Annotated in this window: 14 protein-coding genes and 1 tRNA gene; 1 reads left to right on the top strand and 14 read right to left on the bottom strand. The window is 71.9% G+C overall.

Annotated features, from left to right (window positions below; all coding sequences use genetic code 11):
* Positions 1-45: 45 nt before the first annotated feature.
* The 6 genes from carB to pyrR form a co-directional block, all read right to left on the bottom strand.
* On the bottom strand, positions 46-3354 hold the full coding sequence (gene carB / locus ACIQPT_RS30935) for a carbamoyl-phosphate synthase large subunit (RefSeq protein WP_401160651.1): 3309 nt from the start codon (positions 3352-3354) through the stop codon (positions 46-48).
* Positions 3347-4486: a glutamine-hydrolyzing carbamoyl-phosphate synthase small subunit gene (carA, locus tag ACIQPT_RS30930; RefSeq protein WP_401160649.1), complete on the bottom strand. Its 1140-nt coding sequence runs from the start codon at positions 4484-4486 to the stop codon at positions 3347-3349. The genes carB and carA overlap by 8 nt, the downstream gene beginning before the upstream one ends.
* Entirely contained in the window at positions 4483-5091 is a 609-nt protein-coding gene (locus ACIQPT_RS30925) for a hypothetical protein (protein ID WP_401160647.1), read from the bottom strand. Before ACIQPT_RS30925 ends, carA begins: the two co-directional genes overlap by 4 nt.
* Positions 5088-6374, bottom strand: coding sequence for a dihydroorotase (locus tag ACIQPT_RS30920; protein ID WP_401160645.1), 1287 nt, complete (start codon positions 6372-6374; stop codon positions 5088-5090). Before ACIQPT_RS30920 ends, ACIQPT_RS30925 begins: the two co-directional genes overlap by 4 nt.
* A gap of 2 nt (positions 6375-6376) precedes the next feature.
* Positions 6377-7363, bottom strand: a complete 987-nt coding sequence (locus ACIQPT_RS30915) for an aspartate carbamoyltransferase catalytic subunit (RefSeq protein ID WP_401160643.1) — start codon at positions 7361-7363, stop codon at positions 6377-6379.
* A 94-nt stretch (positions 7364-7457) separates the two neighbouring features.
* Positions 7458-8042 (bottom strand): bifunctional pyr operon transcriptional regulator/uracil phosphoribosyltransferase PyrR, encoded by a 585-nt coding sequence (pyrR, locus tag ACIQPT_RS30910; RefSeq protein WP_401160642.1) that lies wholly within the window; start codon positions 8040-8042, stop codon positions 7458-7460.
* Positions 8043-8264: 222 nt separating this feature from the next.
* Here pyrR and bldD point away from each other — a divergent pair, with 222 nt between their 5' ends.
* Positions 8265-8765, top strand: coding sequence for a transcriptional regulator BldD (gene bldD, locus ACIQPT_RS30905; RefSeq protein ID WP_003970358.1), 501 nt, complete (start codon positions 8265-8267; stop codon positions 8763-8765).
* 204 nt (positions 8766-8969) lie between these two features.
* Here the strand turns inward: bldD and ACIQPT_RS30900 are convergent.
* From ACIQPT_RS30900 to aroC, 8 genes are all read right to left on the bottom strand, one after another.
* A tRNA-Met gene (locus ACIQPT_RS30900) sits at positions 8970-9041 on the bottom strand.
* 67 nt (positions 9042-9108) lie between these two features.
* Positions 9109-9540 (bottom strand): transcription antitermination factor NusB, encoded by a 432-nt coding sequence (nusB, locus tag ACIQPT_RS30895; protein ID WP_401160640.1) that lies wholly within the window; start codon positions 9538-9540, stop codon positions 9109-9111.
* Between the two features lie 2 nt (positions 9541-9542).
* Positions 9543-10109, bottom strand: a complete 567-nt coding sequence (gene efp, locus ACIQPT_RS30890; RefSeq protein ID WP_007453234.1) for an elongation factor P — start codon at positions 10107-10109, stop codon at positions 9543-9545.
* Between the two features lie 50 nt (positions 10110-10159).
* The gene (locus ACIQPT_RS30885; protein WP_401160638.1) at positions 10160-11266 is read right to left on the bottom strand and encodes a M24 family metallopeptidase; all 1107 of its coding nucleotides are present in this window, start codon (positions 11264-11266) and stop codon (positions 10160-10162) included.
* A 102-nt stretch (positions 11267-11368) separates the two neighbouring features.
* Positions 11369-12286 (bottom strand): Pro-rich N-terminal domain-containing protein, encoded by a 918-nt coding sequence (locus ACIQPT_RS30880; protein ID WP_401160637.1) that lies wholly within the window; start codon positions 12284-12286, stop codon positions 11369-11371.
* Positions 12287-12437: 151 nt separating this feature from the next.
* Positions 12438-12878 carry a type II 3-dehydroquinate dehydratase gene (gene aroQ / locus ACIQPT_RS30875; RefSeq protein ID WP_003970353.1) on the bottom strand — a complete coding sequence of 147 codons (441 nt, stop codon included), beginning with the start codon at positions 12876-12878 and terminating at the stop codon, positions 12438-12440.
* The gene (gene aroB, locus ACIQPT_RS30870; protein ID WP_401160635.1) at positions 12875-14512 is read right to left on the bottom strand and encodes a 3-dehydroquinate synthase; all 1638 of its coding nucleotides are present in this window, start codon (positions 14510-14512) and stop codon (positions 12875-12877) included. Before aroB ends, aroQ begins: the two co-directional genes overlap by 4 nt.
* Positions 14509-15693: a chorismate synthase gene (gene aroC, locus ACIQPT_RS30865; protein WP_401160633.1), complete on the bottom strand. Its 1185-nt coding sequence runs from the start codon at positions 15691-15693 to the stop codon at positions 14509-14511. The genes aroB and aroC overlap by 4 nt, the downstream gene beginning before the upstream one ends.
* Between the last annotated feature and the right edge of the window lie 64 nt (positions 15694-15757).

The raw sequence follows: 15757 nt of genomic DNA, 5'->3' as shown, positions 1-15757 counted from the left end.
TCGCAAAGAGGGGGACACCGTTTCCGGTGTCCCCCTCTCGGGCGGCTAGTCGCGCGCCGCGGTCAGATGCTCGGCGTGTTCCTGGAGGGAACGGACGCCCACGTCGCCGTGGTTGAGTGCGTCGATGCCCTGGACGGCGGCGGCGAGCGCCTGGACCGTGGTCAGGCACGGTACGGAGCGGGCCACGGCCGCGGTGCGGATCTCGTAACCGTCGAGCCGGCCGCCGGTGCCGTACGGCGTGTTGACGATGAGGTCGACCTCGCCGTCGTGGATGAGCTGGACGATGGTCTTCTCACCGTTGGGCCCGGTGCCCTCGGACTGCTTGCGCACGATGGTGGCGTTGATGCCGTTGCGCTTGAGGACCTCGGCGGTGCCGGAGGTGGCCATCAGCTCGAAGCCGTGGGCGACCAGCTCGCGGGCCGGGAAGATCATCGAGCGCTTGTCCCGGTTGGCGACCGAGATGAACGCGCGGCCCTTGGTGGGCAGCGGGCCGTAGGCGCCGGCCTGCGACTTGGCGTACGCCGTGCCGAAGACCGAGTCGATGCCCATGACCTCGCCGGTGGAGCGCATCTCCGGGCCGAGGACGGTGTCGACGCCCCGGCCGTGGATGTCGCGGAAGCGCGACCACGGCATCACGGCCTCCTTGACGGAGATCGGCGCGTCCAGCGGCAGGGTGCCGCCGTCGCCGGTCTTCGGCAGCAGGCCCTCCGCGCGCAGCTCGGCGATGGTCGCGCCCAGCGAGATGCGGGCGGCGGCCTTGGCGAGCGGGACGGCGGTCGCCTTCGAGGTGAAGGGGACCGTGCGGGAGGCGCGCGGGTTGGCCTCCAGGACGTAGAGGATGTCGCCGGAGAGCGCGAACTGGATGTTGATCAGTCCGAGCACGCCGACGCCCTTGGCGATGCCCTCGGTGGAGGCGCGCAGCCGCTTGATGTCGAAGCCGCCGAGCGTGATCGGGGGCAGGGCGCAGGCCGAGTCGCCGGAGTGGATGCCGGCCTCCTCGATGTGCTCCATGACGCCGCCGAGGTAGAGCTCGGTGCCGTCGTAGAGGGCGTCCACGTCGATCTCGATGGCGTCGTCGAGGAAGCGGTCGACCAGGACCGGCCGGGTGGGGCTGATCTCGGTGGACTCGGAGATGTACGAGGCGAGGCGCGTCTCGTCGTACACGATCTCCATGCCGCGTCCGCCGAGGACGTAGGACGGGCGGACCAGGACCGGGTAGCCGATCTCGTCGGCGATGGCCTTGGCCTCGCCGAAGGTGGTGGCGGTGCCGTGCTTGGGCGCGGGCAGTCCGGCCTCGGCGAGGACCCGGCCGAAGGCGCCGCGGTCCTCGGCGGCGTGGATGGCCTCCGGGGAGGTGCCGACGACGGGCACGCCGTTGTCCTTGAGCGCCTGGGAGAGGCCGAGCGGGGTCTGGCCGCCGAGCTGCACGATGACACCGGCGATCGGGCCCGCCAGCGATTCGGCGTGCACGATCTCCAGGACGTCCTCCAGGGTGAGCGGCTCGAAGTAGAGCCGGTCGGAGGTGTCGTAGTCGGTGGAGACGGTCTCCGGGTTGCAGTTGACCATGACGGTCTCGTAGCCCGCGTCGCTGAGCGCGAAGGAGGCGTGCACGCAGGAGTAGTCGAACTCGATGCCTTGGCCGATGCGGTTGGGGCCCGAGCCGAGGATGATCACGGCCGGCTTGGTGCGGCTCGCGACCTCGCTCTCCTCGTCGTAGGAGGAGTAGAAGTACGGCGTGTTCGCGGCGAACTCGGCGGCGCAGGTGTCGACCGTCTTGTAGACCGGGCGGATGCCGAGCGCGTGCCGGACCTCGCGGACGACGTCCTCGCGCAGTCCGCGGATCTCGCCGATCTGGGCGTCGGAGAAGCCGTGCCGCTTGGCCTCGGCGATCAGGTCGGCGTCCAGGCGCTCGGCGGAGGCCAGCTCGTCGGCGATCTCCTTGATCAGGAAGAGCTGGTCGACGAACCAGGGGTCGATCTTCGTGGCGTCGAAGACCTCTTCCTGGGTGGCGCCGGCGCGGATCGCCTGCATGACGGTGTTGATGCGGCCGTCGGTCGGGCGGACCGCTTCCGCGAGCAGCTCGGCCTTGTCGCCGACCGGGCCGGTGAAGGCGAACTGCGAGCCCTTCTTCTCCAGCGAGCGCAGGGCCTTCTGGAGGGCCTCGGTGAAGTTCCGGCCGATCGCCATGGCCTCGCCCACCGACTTCATGGTGGTGGTGAGGGTGGAGTCGGCGGAGGGGAACTTCTCGAAGGCGAAGCGCGGGGCCTTGACGACGACGTAGTCGAGGGTCGGCTCGAAGGAGGCCGGCGTCTTCTCTGTGATGTCGTTGGGGATCTCGTCCAGGGTGTAGCCGACGGCCAGCTTGGCGGCGATCTTGGCGATCGGGAAGCCGGTGGCCTTGGAGGCGAGCGCCGAGGAGCGGGAGACACGCGGGTTCATCTCGATGACGATGACCCGGCCGTCGGTGGGGTCGATGGCGAACTGGATGTTGCAGCCGCCGGTGTCGACGCCGACCTCGCGGATGATCGCGATGCCGACGTCGCGCAGCCGCTGGTACTCGCGGTCGGTGAGCGTCATCGCCGGGGCGACGGTGATGGAGTCGCCGGTGTGGACGCCCATCGGGTCGAAGTTCTCGATGGAGCAGACGACCACGACGTTGTCGTGTCTGTCGCGCATGAGCTCCAGCTCGTACTCCTTCCAGCCGAGGATGGACTCCTCCAGGAGCACCTCGGTGGTCGGGGAGAGCGTGAGGCCCTGTCCCGCGATGCGGCGCAGCTCCTCCTCGTCGTGGGCGAAGCCGGAGCCGGCGCCGCCCATGGTGAAGGAGGGGCGGACGACCACGGGGTAGCCGCCGAGGGTGTCGACGCCGGCGATGACGTCGTCCATGGTGTGGCAGATGACGGAGCGGGCGGACTCGCCGTATCCGATCTTCGCCTTGACGGCCTCGACGACGCCCTTGAAGAGGTCGCGGTCCTCGCCCTTGTTGATCGCCTCGACGTTGGCGCCGATGAGCTCGACGCCGTACTTCTCCAGGACGCCGTTCTCGTGCATGGAGATCGCGGTGTTGAGCGCGGTCTGGCCGCCGAGGGTGGGCAGGAGCGCGTCGGGGCGCTCCTTGGCGATGATCTTCTCGACGAACTCGGGGGTGATCGGCTCGACGTAGGTGGCGTCGGCGATCTCCGGGTCGGTCATGATCGTCGCCGGGTTGGAGTTCACCAGGATGACGCGCAGGCCCTCGGCCTTGAGGACGCGGCAGGCCTGGGTGCCGGAGTAGTCGAACTCGGCGGCCTGGCCGATGACGATCGGACCGGAGCCGATGACCAGGACGGACTGGATATCGGAGCGCTTAGGCACGCTGGCCCTCCATCAGGGTGGTGAAACGGTCGAAGAGGTACGCGGCGTCGTGCGGGCCCGCGGCCGCCTCGGGGTGGTACTGGACGCTGAAGGCGGGCCGGTCCAGGAGCTGGAGGCCCTCGACCACCTGGTCGTTCAGGCAGACGTGGGAGACCTCGGCGCGGCCGAACTCCGTGTCGGAGACCTTCTCCAGCGGGGCGTCGACGGCGAAGCCGTGGTTGTGCGCGGTGACCTCGACCTTGCCGGTGGTGCGGTCCTGCACCGGCTGGTTGATGCCGCGGTGGCCGTACTTCAGCTTGTACGTGCCGAAGCCGAGCGCGCGGCCGAGGATCTGGTTGCCGAAGCAGATACCGAAGAGCGGGGTCGAGCGCTCCAGGACGCCGCGCATCAGGGCGACCGGGTGGTCGGCGGTGGACGGGTCGCCGGGGCCGTTGGAGAAGAAGACGCCGTCGGGGTTCACGGCGTACACCTCCTCCAGGGTGGCGGTGGCGGGCAGCACGTGCACCTCGATGCCGCGCTCGGCCATCCGGTGCGGGGTCATGCCCTTGATGCCGAGGTCGATCGCGGCGACGGTGAACTTCTTCGTGCCGATCGCGGGGACGACGTACGCCTCCTTCGTCGCCACTTCGGCGGAGAGGTCGGCGCCGGTCATCTCGGGGGCCTGGCGGACCTTGGCGAGCAGCGTGCCCTCGTCGGGGATGGCGTTGCCGGAGAAGATCCCGACGCGCATCGCGCCGCGCTCGCGCAGATGGCGGGTGAGGGCGCGGGTGTCGACGCCGCTGATGCCGACGACGCCCTGCGCCACCAGCTCCTCGTCCAGCGAGCGCTGCGAGCGCCAGTTGGAGGGCTTGCGGGCGGGGTCGCGGACGACGTAGCCGGAGACCCAGATGCGGCCGGACTCGGGGTCCTCGTCGTTGACGCCGGTGTTGCCGACGTGCGGGGCCGTCATGACGACGACCTGGCGGTGGTACGAGGGGTCGGTCAGCGTTTCCTGGTAGCCGGTCATGCCGGTGGAGAACACCGCTTCGCCGAAGGTCTCCCCCACGGCCCCGTAGGCACGGCCGCGGAAGGCGCGGCCGTCCTCCAGGACGAGTACGGCGGGGGTCTGGTCCCCCCGGGTGGAGATCGTCATCGTGCGGTGCCTTCCGTAGTGGTGCTGGTGAGTTCCGTGGCGGCCCGGCCGCCGGTGAGCAGGCTGACGGCGTCGACCCAGGCCTGGTGCTCGGCGGCGTGGTCGGAGCGGAAGCCGGAGTCGATCAGCGTCTCGCCGTGCGCCCAGGTGATGATCAGCAGGCCGCCCTCGGGGAGGACCTTGCCCGCGAGCGCCTTGTCGAGACGGGCCTCGCGCAGGGCGTCGGCCGGGATGAAGAAGTCGGCCGCTCCGGGTCGTACGACGTCCAGGCCGCGGGCGGTGAGCGTGAGCTCGGTACGGCTGCGGGTGCCGAGGCCGTGCGCGACGATCCGGTCGAGCCACTGACCTGCGGTGGTGGAGGCGTGGTAGCGCCCCTGGAGGGTCAGCAGCGTCTCGTCGTCGGCGAAGTCCTCGGGGGTGGCCGGGAGCTCCGGGATGCCGGACTGGAGGCTGGCGCGCCACTTCCAGCCCTGGCGCATCAGCCAGTAGACGAGGGCGATGAAGACGAACAGGCCGGCCACCCAGGCGATGCGGGCGGCCCAGTCCGTCACTTCCGCCGACTTCTGCTCGGCGGCCAGGTGGTACAGGGGGGTCAGAGTTGTCACGCGAGCTTCCCGTCGACGACCGTGGCACGGCCCCGCAGGAAGGTATGGGTGACGCGGCCCGGCAGCTCACGACCCTCGTAGGGGGTGTTGCGGCTGCGGGACGCGAAGCCCGCGGGGTCCACGGCTCCACGGTATGCCGGATCGACCAGGGTGAGGTTGGCGGGCTCACCCGCCGAGACGGGGCGGCCGTGTCCTTCGAGCCGGCCGATGGCCGCGGGGCGGAAGGACATGCGGTCGGCGACGCCCGCCCAGTCGATCAGGCCGGTGTCCACCATCGTCTGCTGGACGACCGAGAGCGCGGTCTCCAGGCCCACCATGCCCATGGCGGCCGCGGCCCACTCGCAGTCCTTGTCCTCGTGCGGGTGCGGGGCGTGGTCGGTGGCGACGCAGTCGATCGTGCCGTCGGCGAGCGCCTCGCGCAGGGCCAGGACGTCGGCCTCGGTGCGCAGCGGCGGGTTCACCTTGTAGACCGGGTTGTAGCTGCGGACCAGCTCGTCGGTGAGGAGGAGGTGGTGCGGGGTGACCTCGGCGGTGACGTTCCAGCCCTTGGACTTGGCCCAGCGGACGATCTCCACGGAGCCGGCGGTGGAGAGGTGGCAGATGTGGACGCGGGAGCCGACGTGGGCGGCGAGGAGGACGTCGCGGGCGATGATCGACTCCTCGGCGACGGCGGGCCAGCCGCCGAGCCCGAGTTCGGCGGAGACGATGCCCTCGTTCATCTGGGCGCCCTCGGTGAGGCGGGGCTCCTGGGCGTGCTGGGCGACGACGCCGTCGAAGGCCTTCACGTACTCCAGGGCGCGGCGCATGATCACCGCGTCGTCGACGCACTTGCCGTCGTCGGAGAAGACCCGCACCCCGGCGGCGGAGTCGTGCATCGCGCCGAGCTCGGCGAGCTGCTTGCCCTCCAGGCCGACGGTGACGGCGCCGATGGGCTGCACGTCGCAGTAGCCGGACTCCTTGCCGAGCCGCCAGACCTGCTCGACGACGCCGGCGGTGTCGGCGACGGGGAAGGTGTTGGCCATGGCGTGCACGGCGGTGAAGCCGCCGACGGCCGCGGCCCTGGTGCCGGTGAGGACGGTCTCGGAGTCCTCGCGGCCGGGCTCGCGCAGATGGGTGTGCAGGTCGACCAGGCCGGGCAGCAGGATCTGGCCCTCGGCCTCGATCACGGTGGCGCCGGCGGCGTCGATGCCGGTGCCGACCTCGGCGACGATCTCGCCGTCGATGAGAACGTCCTGCGGCTCGCCGCCGAGGATCCGCGCACCGCGGATAAGGATCTTGCTCATGGTTACTTGTTCTCCTCGGTACGGGCGGGGGCGGCGGACAGCGCGGTGTCGGAGCCGCCGAGCAGCAGGTAGAGCACGGCCATGCGGATGGAGACGCCGTTGGCGACCTGCTCGACGACCGTGCAGCGGTCGGAGTCGGCGACCTCGGCGGTGATCTCCATGCCGCGGACCATCGGGCCGGGGTGCATGACGATGGCGTGTTCGGGCATCTTCGCCATCCGCTCGCCGTCCAGGCCGTAGCGGCGGGAGTATTCGCGCTCGGTCGGGAAGTAGGCGGCGTTCATCCGTTCGCGCTGCACACGCAGCATCATCACCGCATCGGACTTCGCCAGCACGTTGTCGAGGCTGTAGCTGACGTCGCAGGGCCACTGTTCGACGCCCACGGGGACGAGGGTGGGCGGGGCCACCAGGGTGACGTGCGCGCCGAGCGTGGTCAGCAGGTGGACGTTGGAGCGGGCGACGCGGCTGTGCAGGATGTCGCCGACGATCGTGATGCGGCGGCCGTCCAGGTCGCGGCCGAGCCCGGCGTCGGCGCCGACGAGCCGGCGGCGCATCGTGAAGGCGTCCAGCAGGGCCTGGGTGGGGTGCTCGTGGGTGCCGTCCCCGGCGTTGACCACGGCCCCGTCGATCCAGCCGGAGGTGGCGAGCCGGTAGGGGGCGCCGGAGGCGCCGTGCCGGATGACGACGGCGTCGGCGCCCATCGCCTCCAGGGTCAGGGCGGTGTCCTTCAGGGACTCGCCCTTGGAGACGGAGGAGCCCTTGGCGGAGAAGTTGATGACGTCGGCGGACAGCCGCTTGGCGGCCGCCTCGAAGGAGATGCGGGTACGGGTCGAGTCCTCGAAGAAGAGGTTGACGACGGTACGGCCGCGCAGGGTGGGGAGCTTCTTGATCGGCCGGTCCGCGACCCGGGCCATCTCCTCGGCGGTGTCGAGGATCAGGACGGCGTCGTCGCGGGTGAGGTCGGCGGCCGAGATGAGGTGACGCTTCATCTGGGGGTTCTCCGGGTGGCTGGAGGGAGTTTCAGGCATGCGGACGCGCGGAAGCCGCCGTACGGCCCCGGAAGGACGTACGGGAGGGCTCGGGCTACTGCGGGTCCGCGGGGGCGGTCTGCTTGACGCCGAGCAGCACGGCGTCGCGGCCGTCCTCCTCGGCGAGCTGGACCTTGACCGTCTCCCGCAGCGACGTGGGGAGGTTCTTGCCGACGTAGTCCGCGCGGATCGGGAGTTCCCGGTGGCCGCGGTCGACGAGGACCGCGAGCTGCACCGCGCGCGGGCGGCCGATGTCGCCGAGCGCGTCGAGGGCGGCGCGGATCGTGCGGCCGGAGAAGAGCACGTCGTCGACCAGGACGACCAGGCGGTCCTCGATCCCCTCGCCGGGGATGTCGGTGCGGGCCAGGGCGCGCGCCGGGCGCATCCGCAGGTCGTCGCGGTACATCGTGATGTCGAGCGATCCGACCGGCGTCTTCCGGCCGGTGATCTGTTCGAGTTTGTCGGCGAGCCGGCGGGCGAGGAAGACGCCCCGCGTCGGGATGCCGAGCAGCACCACGTCGTCGGCGCCCTTGGCGCGTTCGACGATCTCGTGGGCGATACGGGTCAGAACACGGGCGATGTCGGGGGCCTCGAGAACGGGGCGCGCCGCGTTGCCGGTGTCGTCGTGCTGTGCGTCCATAAGAAACGGACCTCCTTCTCCGCCTCACGGGACGGATCGTTAAAGGACGTCGAAATTGCGTCATCCACGCTACCAGGGCTTGCGCTCGGCCCTGACCCCACCCCCGGGAGGTGCCGGTCCGGACCATTCGGCTTGACGCATCCAAGTAACGCTGCGTAACCTCACAGTGAGTTACCAGCCACGCGGCGGAGCCGCACACTGTTCCAGCGTCCGGGGAGCCATATGTCCAGCGAATACGCAAAACAGCTCGGGGCCAAACTCCGTGCCATCCGCACCCAGCAGGGCCTTTCCCTCCACGGCGTGGAGGAGAAGTCCCAGGGTCGCTGGAAGGCCGTCGTGGTCGGTTCGTACGAGCGCGGCGACCGTGCCGTGACCGTGCAGCGCCTCGCCGAGCTGGCGGATTTCTACGGGGTCCCGGTGCAGGAGCTGCTGCCCGGCACGACGCCGGGCGGGGCCGCCGAGCCGCCGCCGAAGCTCGTCCTGGACCTGGAGCGCCTCGCCCACGTCCCGCCGGAGAAGGCCGGCCCGCTGCAGCGCTACGCGGCGACCATCCAGAGCCAGCGCGGTGACTACAACGGCAAGGTGCTCTCGATCCGCCAGGACGACCTGCGCACGCTCGCCGTGATCTACGACCAGTCGCCTTCCGTGCTCACGGAGCAGCTCATCAGCTGGGGCGTGCTGGACGCGGACGCGCGCCGCGCGGTCTCCCACGACGAGGGCTGAGCGAGCGGGGCCGGGCCCCACAGCAGAAACGTTGCCGCCGGGGGGGGGGGGGGGGGGGGGGGGGCGGGGCCCGGGCCGGGGGGCCCCCCCGGGGGGGGGGGGGGGGGGGGGGGCGCCCCCCCCCCCCCCCCCGGGGGGGGGGGGGGGGGGGGGCCCCCCCCCCCCCCCCCCCCGCCCGGCGTTTGTGTGCCCCGGGTTCCGGCGATGCGGCGGAAGGACTCGAACCCACGGCCGACGGATGATGAGTCCGCTGCTCCAGCCGGCCGGTACGCCGAAGGGCCCACGGTCGGCTGACCGTGGGCCCTTCGTGGCGTGAGCGCGACCGAACCGCCGCGGCCGGGGGCTACTGCTCCCGGCGGAGGTTCGGCTTGAGGTCCTTGAAACGGGCCAGCAGGCCGTTCACGAAGGACGGGGAGTCATCGGTGGAGAACTCCTTGGCGAGCTGGACGGCCTCGTCGATCACCACGGCGTCCGGGGTCGCGTCCATCCAGATCAGCTCGTACGCACCGAGCCGCAGGATGCTCCGGTCGACGACCGGCATGCGGTCGATCTCCCAGTCCACGGCGTAGGTGACGATGAGGTCGTCGATCCGGTCCGCGTACTGCGCGTACCCCTCGACGAGCTCCATCGTGAACTCGCCGACCGGGGGCTGACGGTCGTCGGTCCGCGAGAGCCGCACCCAGTCCGCGAGGACGCTCTGCACGGACTCACCGCGCTGGTCGGCCTCGAAGAGGATCTGGAAGGCGCGCTTGCGGGCCTTGTTCCGGGCAGCCACGGTTAGCTGTTCACCCGGCCGAGGTAGTCGCCCGAGCGGGTGTCGACCTTGATCTTCTCGCCGGTGCTGATGAAGAGCGGCACGCCGATCTCGTAACCGGTCTCCAGGGTGGCGGGCTTGGTGCCACCGGTGGAGCGGTCGCCCTGCACGCCCGGGTCGGTGTGCTGGATCGTCAGCTCGACCGCGGCGGGCAGCTCGACGTAGAGCACCTCGCCCTCGTGCTGGGCGACGGAGGCGGTGAAGCCCTCGATCAGGAAGTTGGCGGCGTCGCCGACGGCCTTGCGGTCGACCATGAGCTGGTCGTACGTGTCCATGTCCATGAAGACGAAGTACTCGCCGTCCATGTACGAGAACTGCATGTCGCGGCGGTCAATGGTGGCCGTCTCGACCTTCACGCCGGCGTTGAACGTCTTGTCGACGACCTTGCCGGAGAGCACGTTCTTGAGCTTGGTGCGCACGAAGGCGGGGCCCTTGCCGGGCTTGACGTGCTGGAACTCGACGACGGACCAGAGCTGGCCTCCGTCGAGCTTGAGCACCAGGCCGTTCTTGAGGTCGTTCGTGGAAGCCACGGTTGCGGAATCTCCTGGACTGAAGCTGGTGGAACGACCGAGGATGCGCGCTAGAGCGCGAGCAGCTCCTTGGTCGTCATGGTGAGTAGCTCGGGTCCGCCGTCCGCCTCGGGGCGCACGACGAGCGTGTCATCGATCCGGACACCGCCCCGGCCCGGGAGGTGGACCCCCGGTTCGACGGTGACCGGCACACAAGCGTCCAGTTTACCCATGGCTGTCGGTGCCAGTTGCGGGTCCTCCTCGATTTCGAGCCCCACACCGTGCCCGGTCCTCGGCTGAAGGCCCTCTCCATGCCCCGCGGATTCCAGCAGGTGCCGGGCGGCATGGTCCACGTCCCGGTAGGCCGCCCCCGGTGCCAGGGCTTCCCGGCCGGCCCGCTGAGCGGCGAAAACGAGGTCGTAGAGCTCGATCTGCCACTCGGCGGGGGCGGTCCCGATGACGAAGGTCCGGCCGATCTCGCAGCGGTAGCCGTGGTAGCTCGCGCCGAGGCGGACGGAGAGGAAATCACCCTCCTCCACCCTGCGGTCCGAGGGCCGGTGGCGTCCCTGGCCGGAGTGGGGGCCGGTGGCCACGGAGGTGGCGAAGGCGGGGCCGTCCGCCCCGTGGTCGACGAGGCGGCGCTCCAGTTCGAGGGCGAGGTGCCGCTCGGTGCGGCCGACCAGGATCGATTCGAGGAGTTCACCGAGTGCCTGGTCGGTGATCTCGGCGGCGATCCGGAGGCAGCCGATCTCCTCCTCGTCCTTGACGATCCGCTGCTGCTCCACGGTGAAGCCGAGATCGGCCAGTTCCAGGCGCGGGGCGGCCTTCGCCATGGCACGGTGCCGGGCCACGGTCAGGTCGTGCTCCTCCACGGCGAGCGAGCCCGCGCCGGACTCGGCGGCGAGCCCCGCGGCGGCGACCACCGGGTCGGCGTCCGGGACGGGCAGGAGGTCGATCCGGAGCGCCTCGTCGGGCCGCCCGTGGGCGGGTTCGCCGGTCGGGGCGCGGGGGCAGAGCAGAACGTCCTCGCCGGGGCCGAGCAGCAGCACGGCGCCGGGAGGCGCTCCGCCCGCGAGATAGCGGACGTTGGCGGGGCGGGAGACCAGGGCGGCCGCGGAGCCCGCGGCGGCGCACCGGTCGCGGAGCAGCCCGCGTCGGACGGCGTGCACCTCTGACATGGTTCGAGCGTACGAGCGGGGGCGGCGGCCCGCCCGGCCAGCGCACCCGACCGGGGGGCAGGGCGCCGGAGGGCGGTCGCGGTCGGGCGGGCGCCCCGGCGGCTACCAGGTGGGCGGGCTCGCGATGGAGCGGGCCAGTACGTCGTCCAGGACGCGGGCGGTGGTCTCGACGTCGTACGTGGAGTTGTCGATGATCGGGAGGCCGGAGCCGTACCAGCCGGCCATCCGGCCGTGGATGCGGGCGACCTCCTCGTCGGAGAGCCTGCGGTTGCCGCTGCGGGCGGCGTTGCGCTCCAGGACGATCTCCAGGCCGGGCAGCAGGACCACGGGCAGCAGGCCGGGGCCCACGTGGCGTTTCCAGCCGCCGAGGCCGACGACCGGGCGGTCGGGGAAGACGGCGTCGTCGAGGATGCAGGAGATGCCGTTGGCGAGGAAGTTACGGGCGGCGAAGCCGCAGGTGCGGCGGGCCAGTCGGTACTGGGCCTCGGAGTGGTCGTTCCAGCCGGCCTGCGGGTCGGCGAAGCCGGAGCAGACCCACTCCCGGACGTCGTCGAGGGAGACGTGGGCGGTGGGCACCCGGCGGCGGGCCGCCCAGAGCTTGGCGACGGTGGTCTTGCCCGCCCCGGCCGGGCCGATGAGCAGCACGGCGAGCGTCGCGCCGCCGGTGCCGGGCTCGGCGGGGGGCGCGGGCAGCGGAACGGGGCCGCCCGGGGGCAGCTGGATGTGCCCGGTGTGCCCGGAGGCCTGGCCGGCGGGCGGCGGCGTGGGTCCTGTGCCGCTCCAGCCGGGCTGCGGGGCCTGGCCGGGGGCGGCAGGGGCGGGCTGCCGGGTCTGGCCCTGGGCCGGCGGAGGTGCCTGGCCGGGGGCCGGGGGTGGCGGAGCCTGCCCGGCGGCCGGGGGCGGCGGGGGTATCGGGGGCGGGCCGGGGTGACCGGGGTGCTGGGCCTGGTACGGCCGGCCGACGTGCCCGATGCCGGGGCCGTGGGGCGGCGGCAGCGGGGCCCCCACTGCGTGCTGCATCCGGTGCCACTCCGTCTCGTAACTGCAACTGACGCTGATGGGACGGCCACCGTACCCTCCCGGGCCGTCTCGAGGTGAACGGCCCGGGAGGGTGCGAAGTGCCCGCCGGCCGTGCGGAGGCCGGACGGGAATCGCGAAGGTGGCCGGTCCGTCAGTCCGTCAGCTCGTCGGCCAGGGCGCGCAGGGCGAGCCGGTAGGAGCCGATGCCGAACCCGGCCACCGTGCCCGTGGCCACCGCGGCGACCACGGAGGTGTGCCGGAACTCCTCGCGGGTGTACGGGTTGGAGATGTGCACCTCGATCAGCGGGGCGGTGCGCTGGGCGGCCGCGTCCCGCATGCCGTACGAGTAGTGCGTGAAGGCGCCCGGGTTGAGAACGACCGGAATCGATCCGTCCGCCGCCTCGTGGAGCCAGCGGATCAGCTCGCCCTCGTCGTTGGTCTCCCGCACCTCGACGTCGAAGCCGAGCTCCTTGCCGAGGGCCGTGCAGGTCTCCACGAGTCCGGCGTAGGAGGTGGCCCCGTAGACGTCGGGCTCGCGCGAGCCGAGCCGGCCGAGGTTGGGGCCGTTCAGGACGAGGACCCTTCGGGTCACGCGGAGACCTCCCCGTAGGCGGCGAGCAGCACGGCCGGGTCGGGGCCCTCCAGGACGGTGGGCCTGCCGATGCCGTCCAGGACGATGAAGCGCAGCAGGTCGCCGCGCGACTTCTTGTCGACCTTCATGTTCTCCAGCAGCTTGGGCCACTGGTCGCCGCGGTAGGCGAGCGGCAGGCCCACCGACTCCAGGACGCTGCGGTGCCGGTCGGCGGTGGCGTCGTCGAGGCGTCCGGCGAGCCGGCCCAGCTCGGCGGCGAAGACCATGCCGATGGAGACGGCGGCGCCGTGGCGCCACTTGTAGCGCTCGTTCTTCTCGATGGCGTGGGCCAGGGTGTGGCCGTAGTTGAGGATCTCGCGGAGTCCGGACTCCTTGAGGTCGCTGGAGACGACCTCGGCCTTGACCCGGATGGACCGCTCGATCAGCTCGGCGGTGTGCGGACCTGCCGGGGTGCGCGCGCCCTCGGGATCGGCCTCGACCAGGTCGAGGATGACCGGGTCGGCGATGAAGCCGGCCTTGATGATCTCGGCCATGCCGGATACGTAGTCGTTGACCGGCAGCGAGTCGAGCGCGGCGAGGTCGCAGAGGACCCCGGCGGGCGGGTGGAAGGCGCCCACCAGGTTCTTGCCCTCGGCGGTGTTGATGCCGGTCTTGCCGCCGACGGCCGCGTCCACCATGCCGAGGACGGTGGTCGGGATCGCGATCCAGCGGACCCCGCGCAGCCAGGTGGCCGCGACGAACCCGGCGACGTCCGTGGTGGCGCCGCCGCCGATGCCGACGATGACGTCGGTGCGGGTGAAGCCGGTCTGGCCGAGCGCCTTCCAGCAGTAGGCGGCGACCTCGACGGTCTTGGACTCCTCCGCGTTCGGCAGCTGGATGGCGATGGCCTCGTACCCCTGGTCGGCGAGGTCCTGGCGGACCGCCTCACCGGTCTCGTCGAGGGCCTCGGGGTGCAGCACGGCGACCCGCTTGGCGCGGTCGCCGATCAGCTGGGGCAGCTCGCCGAGGAGCCGGTGGCCGACGAGGACCTCGTACGGGTCGGAGCCCGCGGAGCCTGCGACCTGGATGCGGGTGGGGCCCTGCTGCGTCATGCCGGTGTTCTCCACGCCGGGGGCGGCTGGGCCCTCCGGCAGTTCCAGTGCGTCGATGATCGCCTGGGCGACCTCTTCGGGGGTGTGCTCGTCGGTGGCGACGACGGTGCGGGCGACCTCTTCGTAGAGGGGGCGGCGGGCGTCCATCAGATCGCGCCACTGCCGGCGCGGGTTGACCGCGAGCAGCGGGCGGGCGGCGCCGAGGCCGACGCGGCGGACGGCCTCGTCCACGTCCATGGAGAGGTAGACGACCGGCCGGCCGGTCAGCAGCTTCCTGGTCTCCGCGTCCAGGACGGCCCCGCCGCCGAGGGAGAGGACGCCCGTGTGCCCGGCGACGGCCGCCTCGACGGCCCGGCGCTCCAGGGCGCGGAAGTGGTCCTCGCCCTCGTCGTAGAAGATCTCCGCGATCGGCTTGCCGGCCTCGGCGACGACGTCGGCGTCGGTGTCCCGGTAGGCGGTGCCGAGCCGGGCGGCGAGCAGTTCGCCGACGGTGGACTTGCCGACGCCCATCGGGCCGACGAGGACGACCAGGGGGCCGCTCATCGGATCTGGAGGTGGTCGAGGTACGACTGGACGTTGCGGTGGGTCTCGGGGACGCTGTCGCCGCCGAACTTCTCCGCGACCGCGTCGGCCAGGACGAGGGCGACCATCGCCTCCGCGACGATGCCCGCGGCGGGGACGGCGCAGACGTCGGAGCGCTGGTGGTGGGCCTTGGTGGCCTCGCCGGTGACGACGTCCACGGTGGCCAGGGCGCGCGGCACGGTCGCGATGGGCTTCATCGCGGCGCGCACGCGCAGCAGCTCGCCGGTGGTGAGCCCGCCCTCGGTGCCGCCGGAACGCCCGGAGGTGCGCTTGATGCCGTCCTCGGTGGCGACGATCTCGTCGTGCGCCTTCGAGCCGGGGACCCGGGCCAGGTCGAAGCCGTCGCCGACCTCGACGCCCTTGATCGCCTGGATGCCCATGAGCGCGGCTGCGAGCCGGGCGTCCAGGCGGCGGTCCCAGTGCACGTGCGAGCCGAGCCCGACGGGCACGCCGTACGCCAGCACCTCGACGACCCCGCCGAGGGTGTCGCCGTCCTTGTGGGCCTGGTCGATCTCGGCGACCATCGCCTTGGAGGCGTCGGCGTCCAGGCAGCGGACCGGGTCGGCGTCCAGCCTCTCCACGTCGGCGGGGACCGGGAGGACACCGTACGGCGCCTTCGCGGCGGCCAGCTCGACGACATGGCTGACGATCTCGATGCCCGCGGTCTCCTTCAGGTAGGAGCGGGCGACGGCGCCGAGGGCGACGCGCGCGGCGGTCTCCCGGGCGCTGGCGCGCTCCAGGACCGGCCGGGCCTCGTCGAAGCCGTACTTCTGCATCCCCGCGAGGTCGGCGTGGCCGGGCCGGGGGCGGGTCAGCGGAGCGTTGCGGGCGAGCTTCGCCAGCTCGTCGGGGTCGACCGGGTCGGCCGACATGACCTGCTCCCACTTGGGCCACTCGGTGTTGCCGACCATCACGGCGACCGGGGAGCCCATGGTGAGGCCGTGGCGTACGCCGCCGAGGAAGGTGACCTCGTCCTTCTCGAACTTCATCCGCGCGCCGCGCCCGTAACCGAGCCGTCGCCGGGCCAGCGCCTCCGCCACCATCTCCGTCGTGATCGGGACACCGGCGGGAAGACCCTCCAGCGTCGCCACCAGTGCGGGTCCGTGCGACTCCCCCGCGGTCAGCCAGCGCAACCTGCTCAACGGTGCTCCTCATGCTCGCGCCTGAAATCCAACGGCGCCACCGGGTGCGCGGCCCTGGCCCGCC

The sequence above is a fragment of the Streptomyces sp. NPDC091289 genome, assembly GCF_044757365.1.
Lineage (GTDB): Bacteria > Actinomycetota > Actinomycetes > Streptomycetales > Streptomycetaceae > Streptomyces.
The sequence above is the reverse complement of the archived record's forward strand: the minus strand, read 5'-3'. Positions and strand labels throughout refer to the sequence as shown.

What these genes read in the sequence shown, in the direction of transcription:
- aroB (WP_401160635.1), bottom strand. Translation starts at nt 14,512, where the DNA reads ATGAGCGGCCCCCTGGTCGTCCTCGTCGGCCCGATGGGCGTCGGCAAG.
- pyrR (WP_401160642.1), bottom strand. Translation starts at nt 8,042, where the DNA reads ATGGACGCACAGCACGACGACACCGGCAACGCGGCGCGCCCCGTTCTC.
- ACIQPT_RS30880 (WP_401160637.1), bottom strand. Translation starts at nt 12,286, where the DNA reads ATGCAGCACGCAGTGGGGGCCCCGCTGCCGCCGCCCCACGGCCCCGGC.
- bldD (WP_003970358.1), top strand. Translation starts at nt 8,265, where the DNA reads ATGTCCAGCGAATACGCAAAACAGCTCGGGGCCAAACTCCGTGCCATC.
- ACIQPT_RS30885 (WP_401160638.1), bottom strand. Translation starts at nt 11,266, where the DNA reads ATGTCAGAGGTGCACGCCGTCCGACGCGGGCTGCTCCGCGACCGGTGC.
- ACIQPT_RS30920 (WP_401160645.1), bottom strand. Translation starts at nt 6,374, where the DNA reads ATGAGCAAGATCCTTATCCGCGGTGCGCGGATCCTCGGCGGCGAGCCG.
- ACIQPT_RS30915 (WP_401160643.1), bottom strand. Translation starts at nt 7,363, where the DNA reads ATGAAGCGTCACCTCATCTCGGCCGCCGACCTCACCCGCGACGACGCC.
- carA (WP_401160649.1), bottom strand. Translation starts at nt 4,486, where the DNA reads ATGACGATCTCCACCCGGGGGGACCAGACCCCCGCCGTACTCGTCCTG.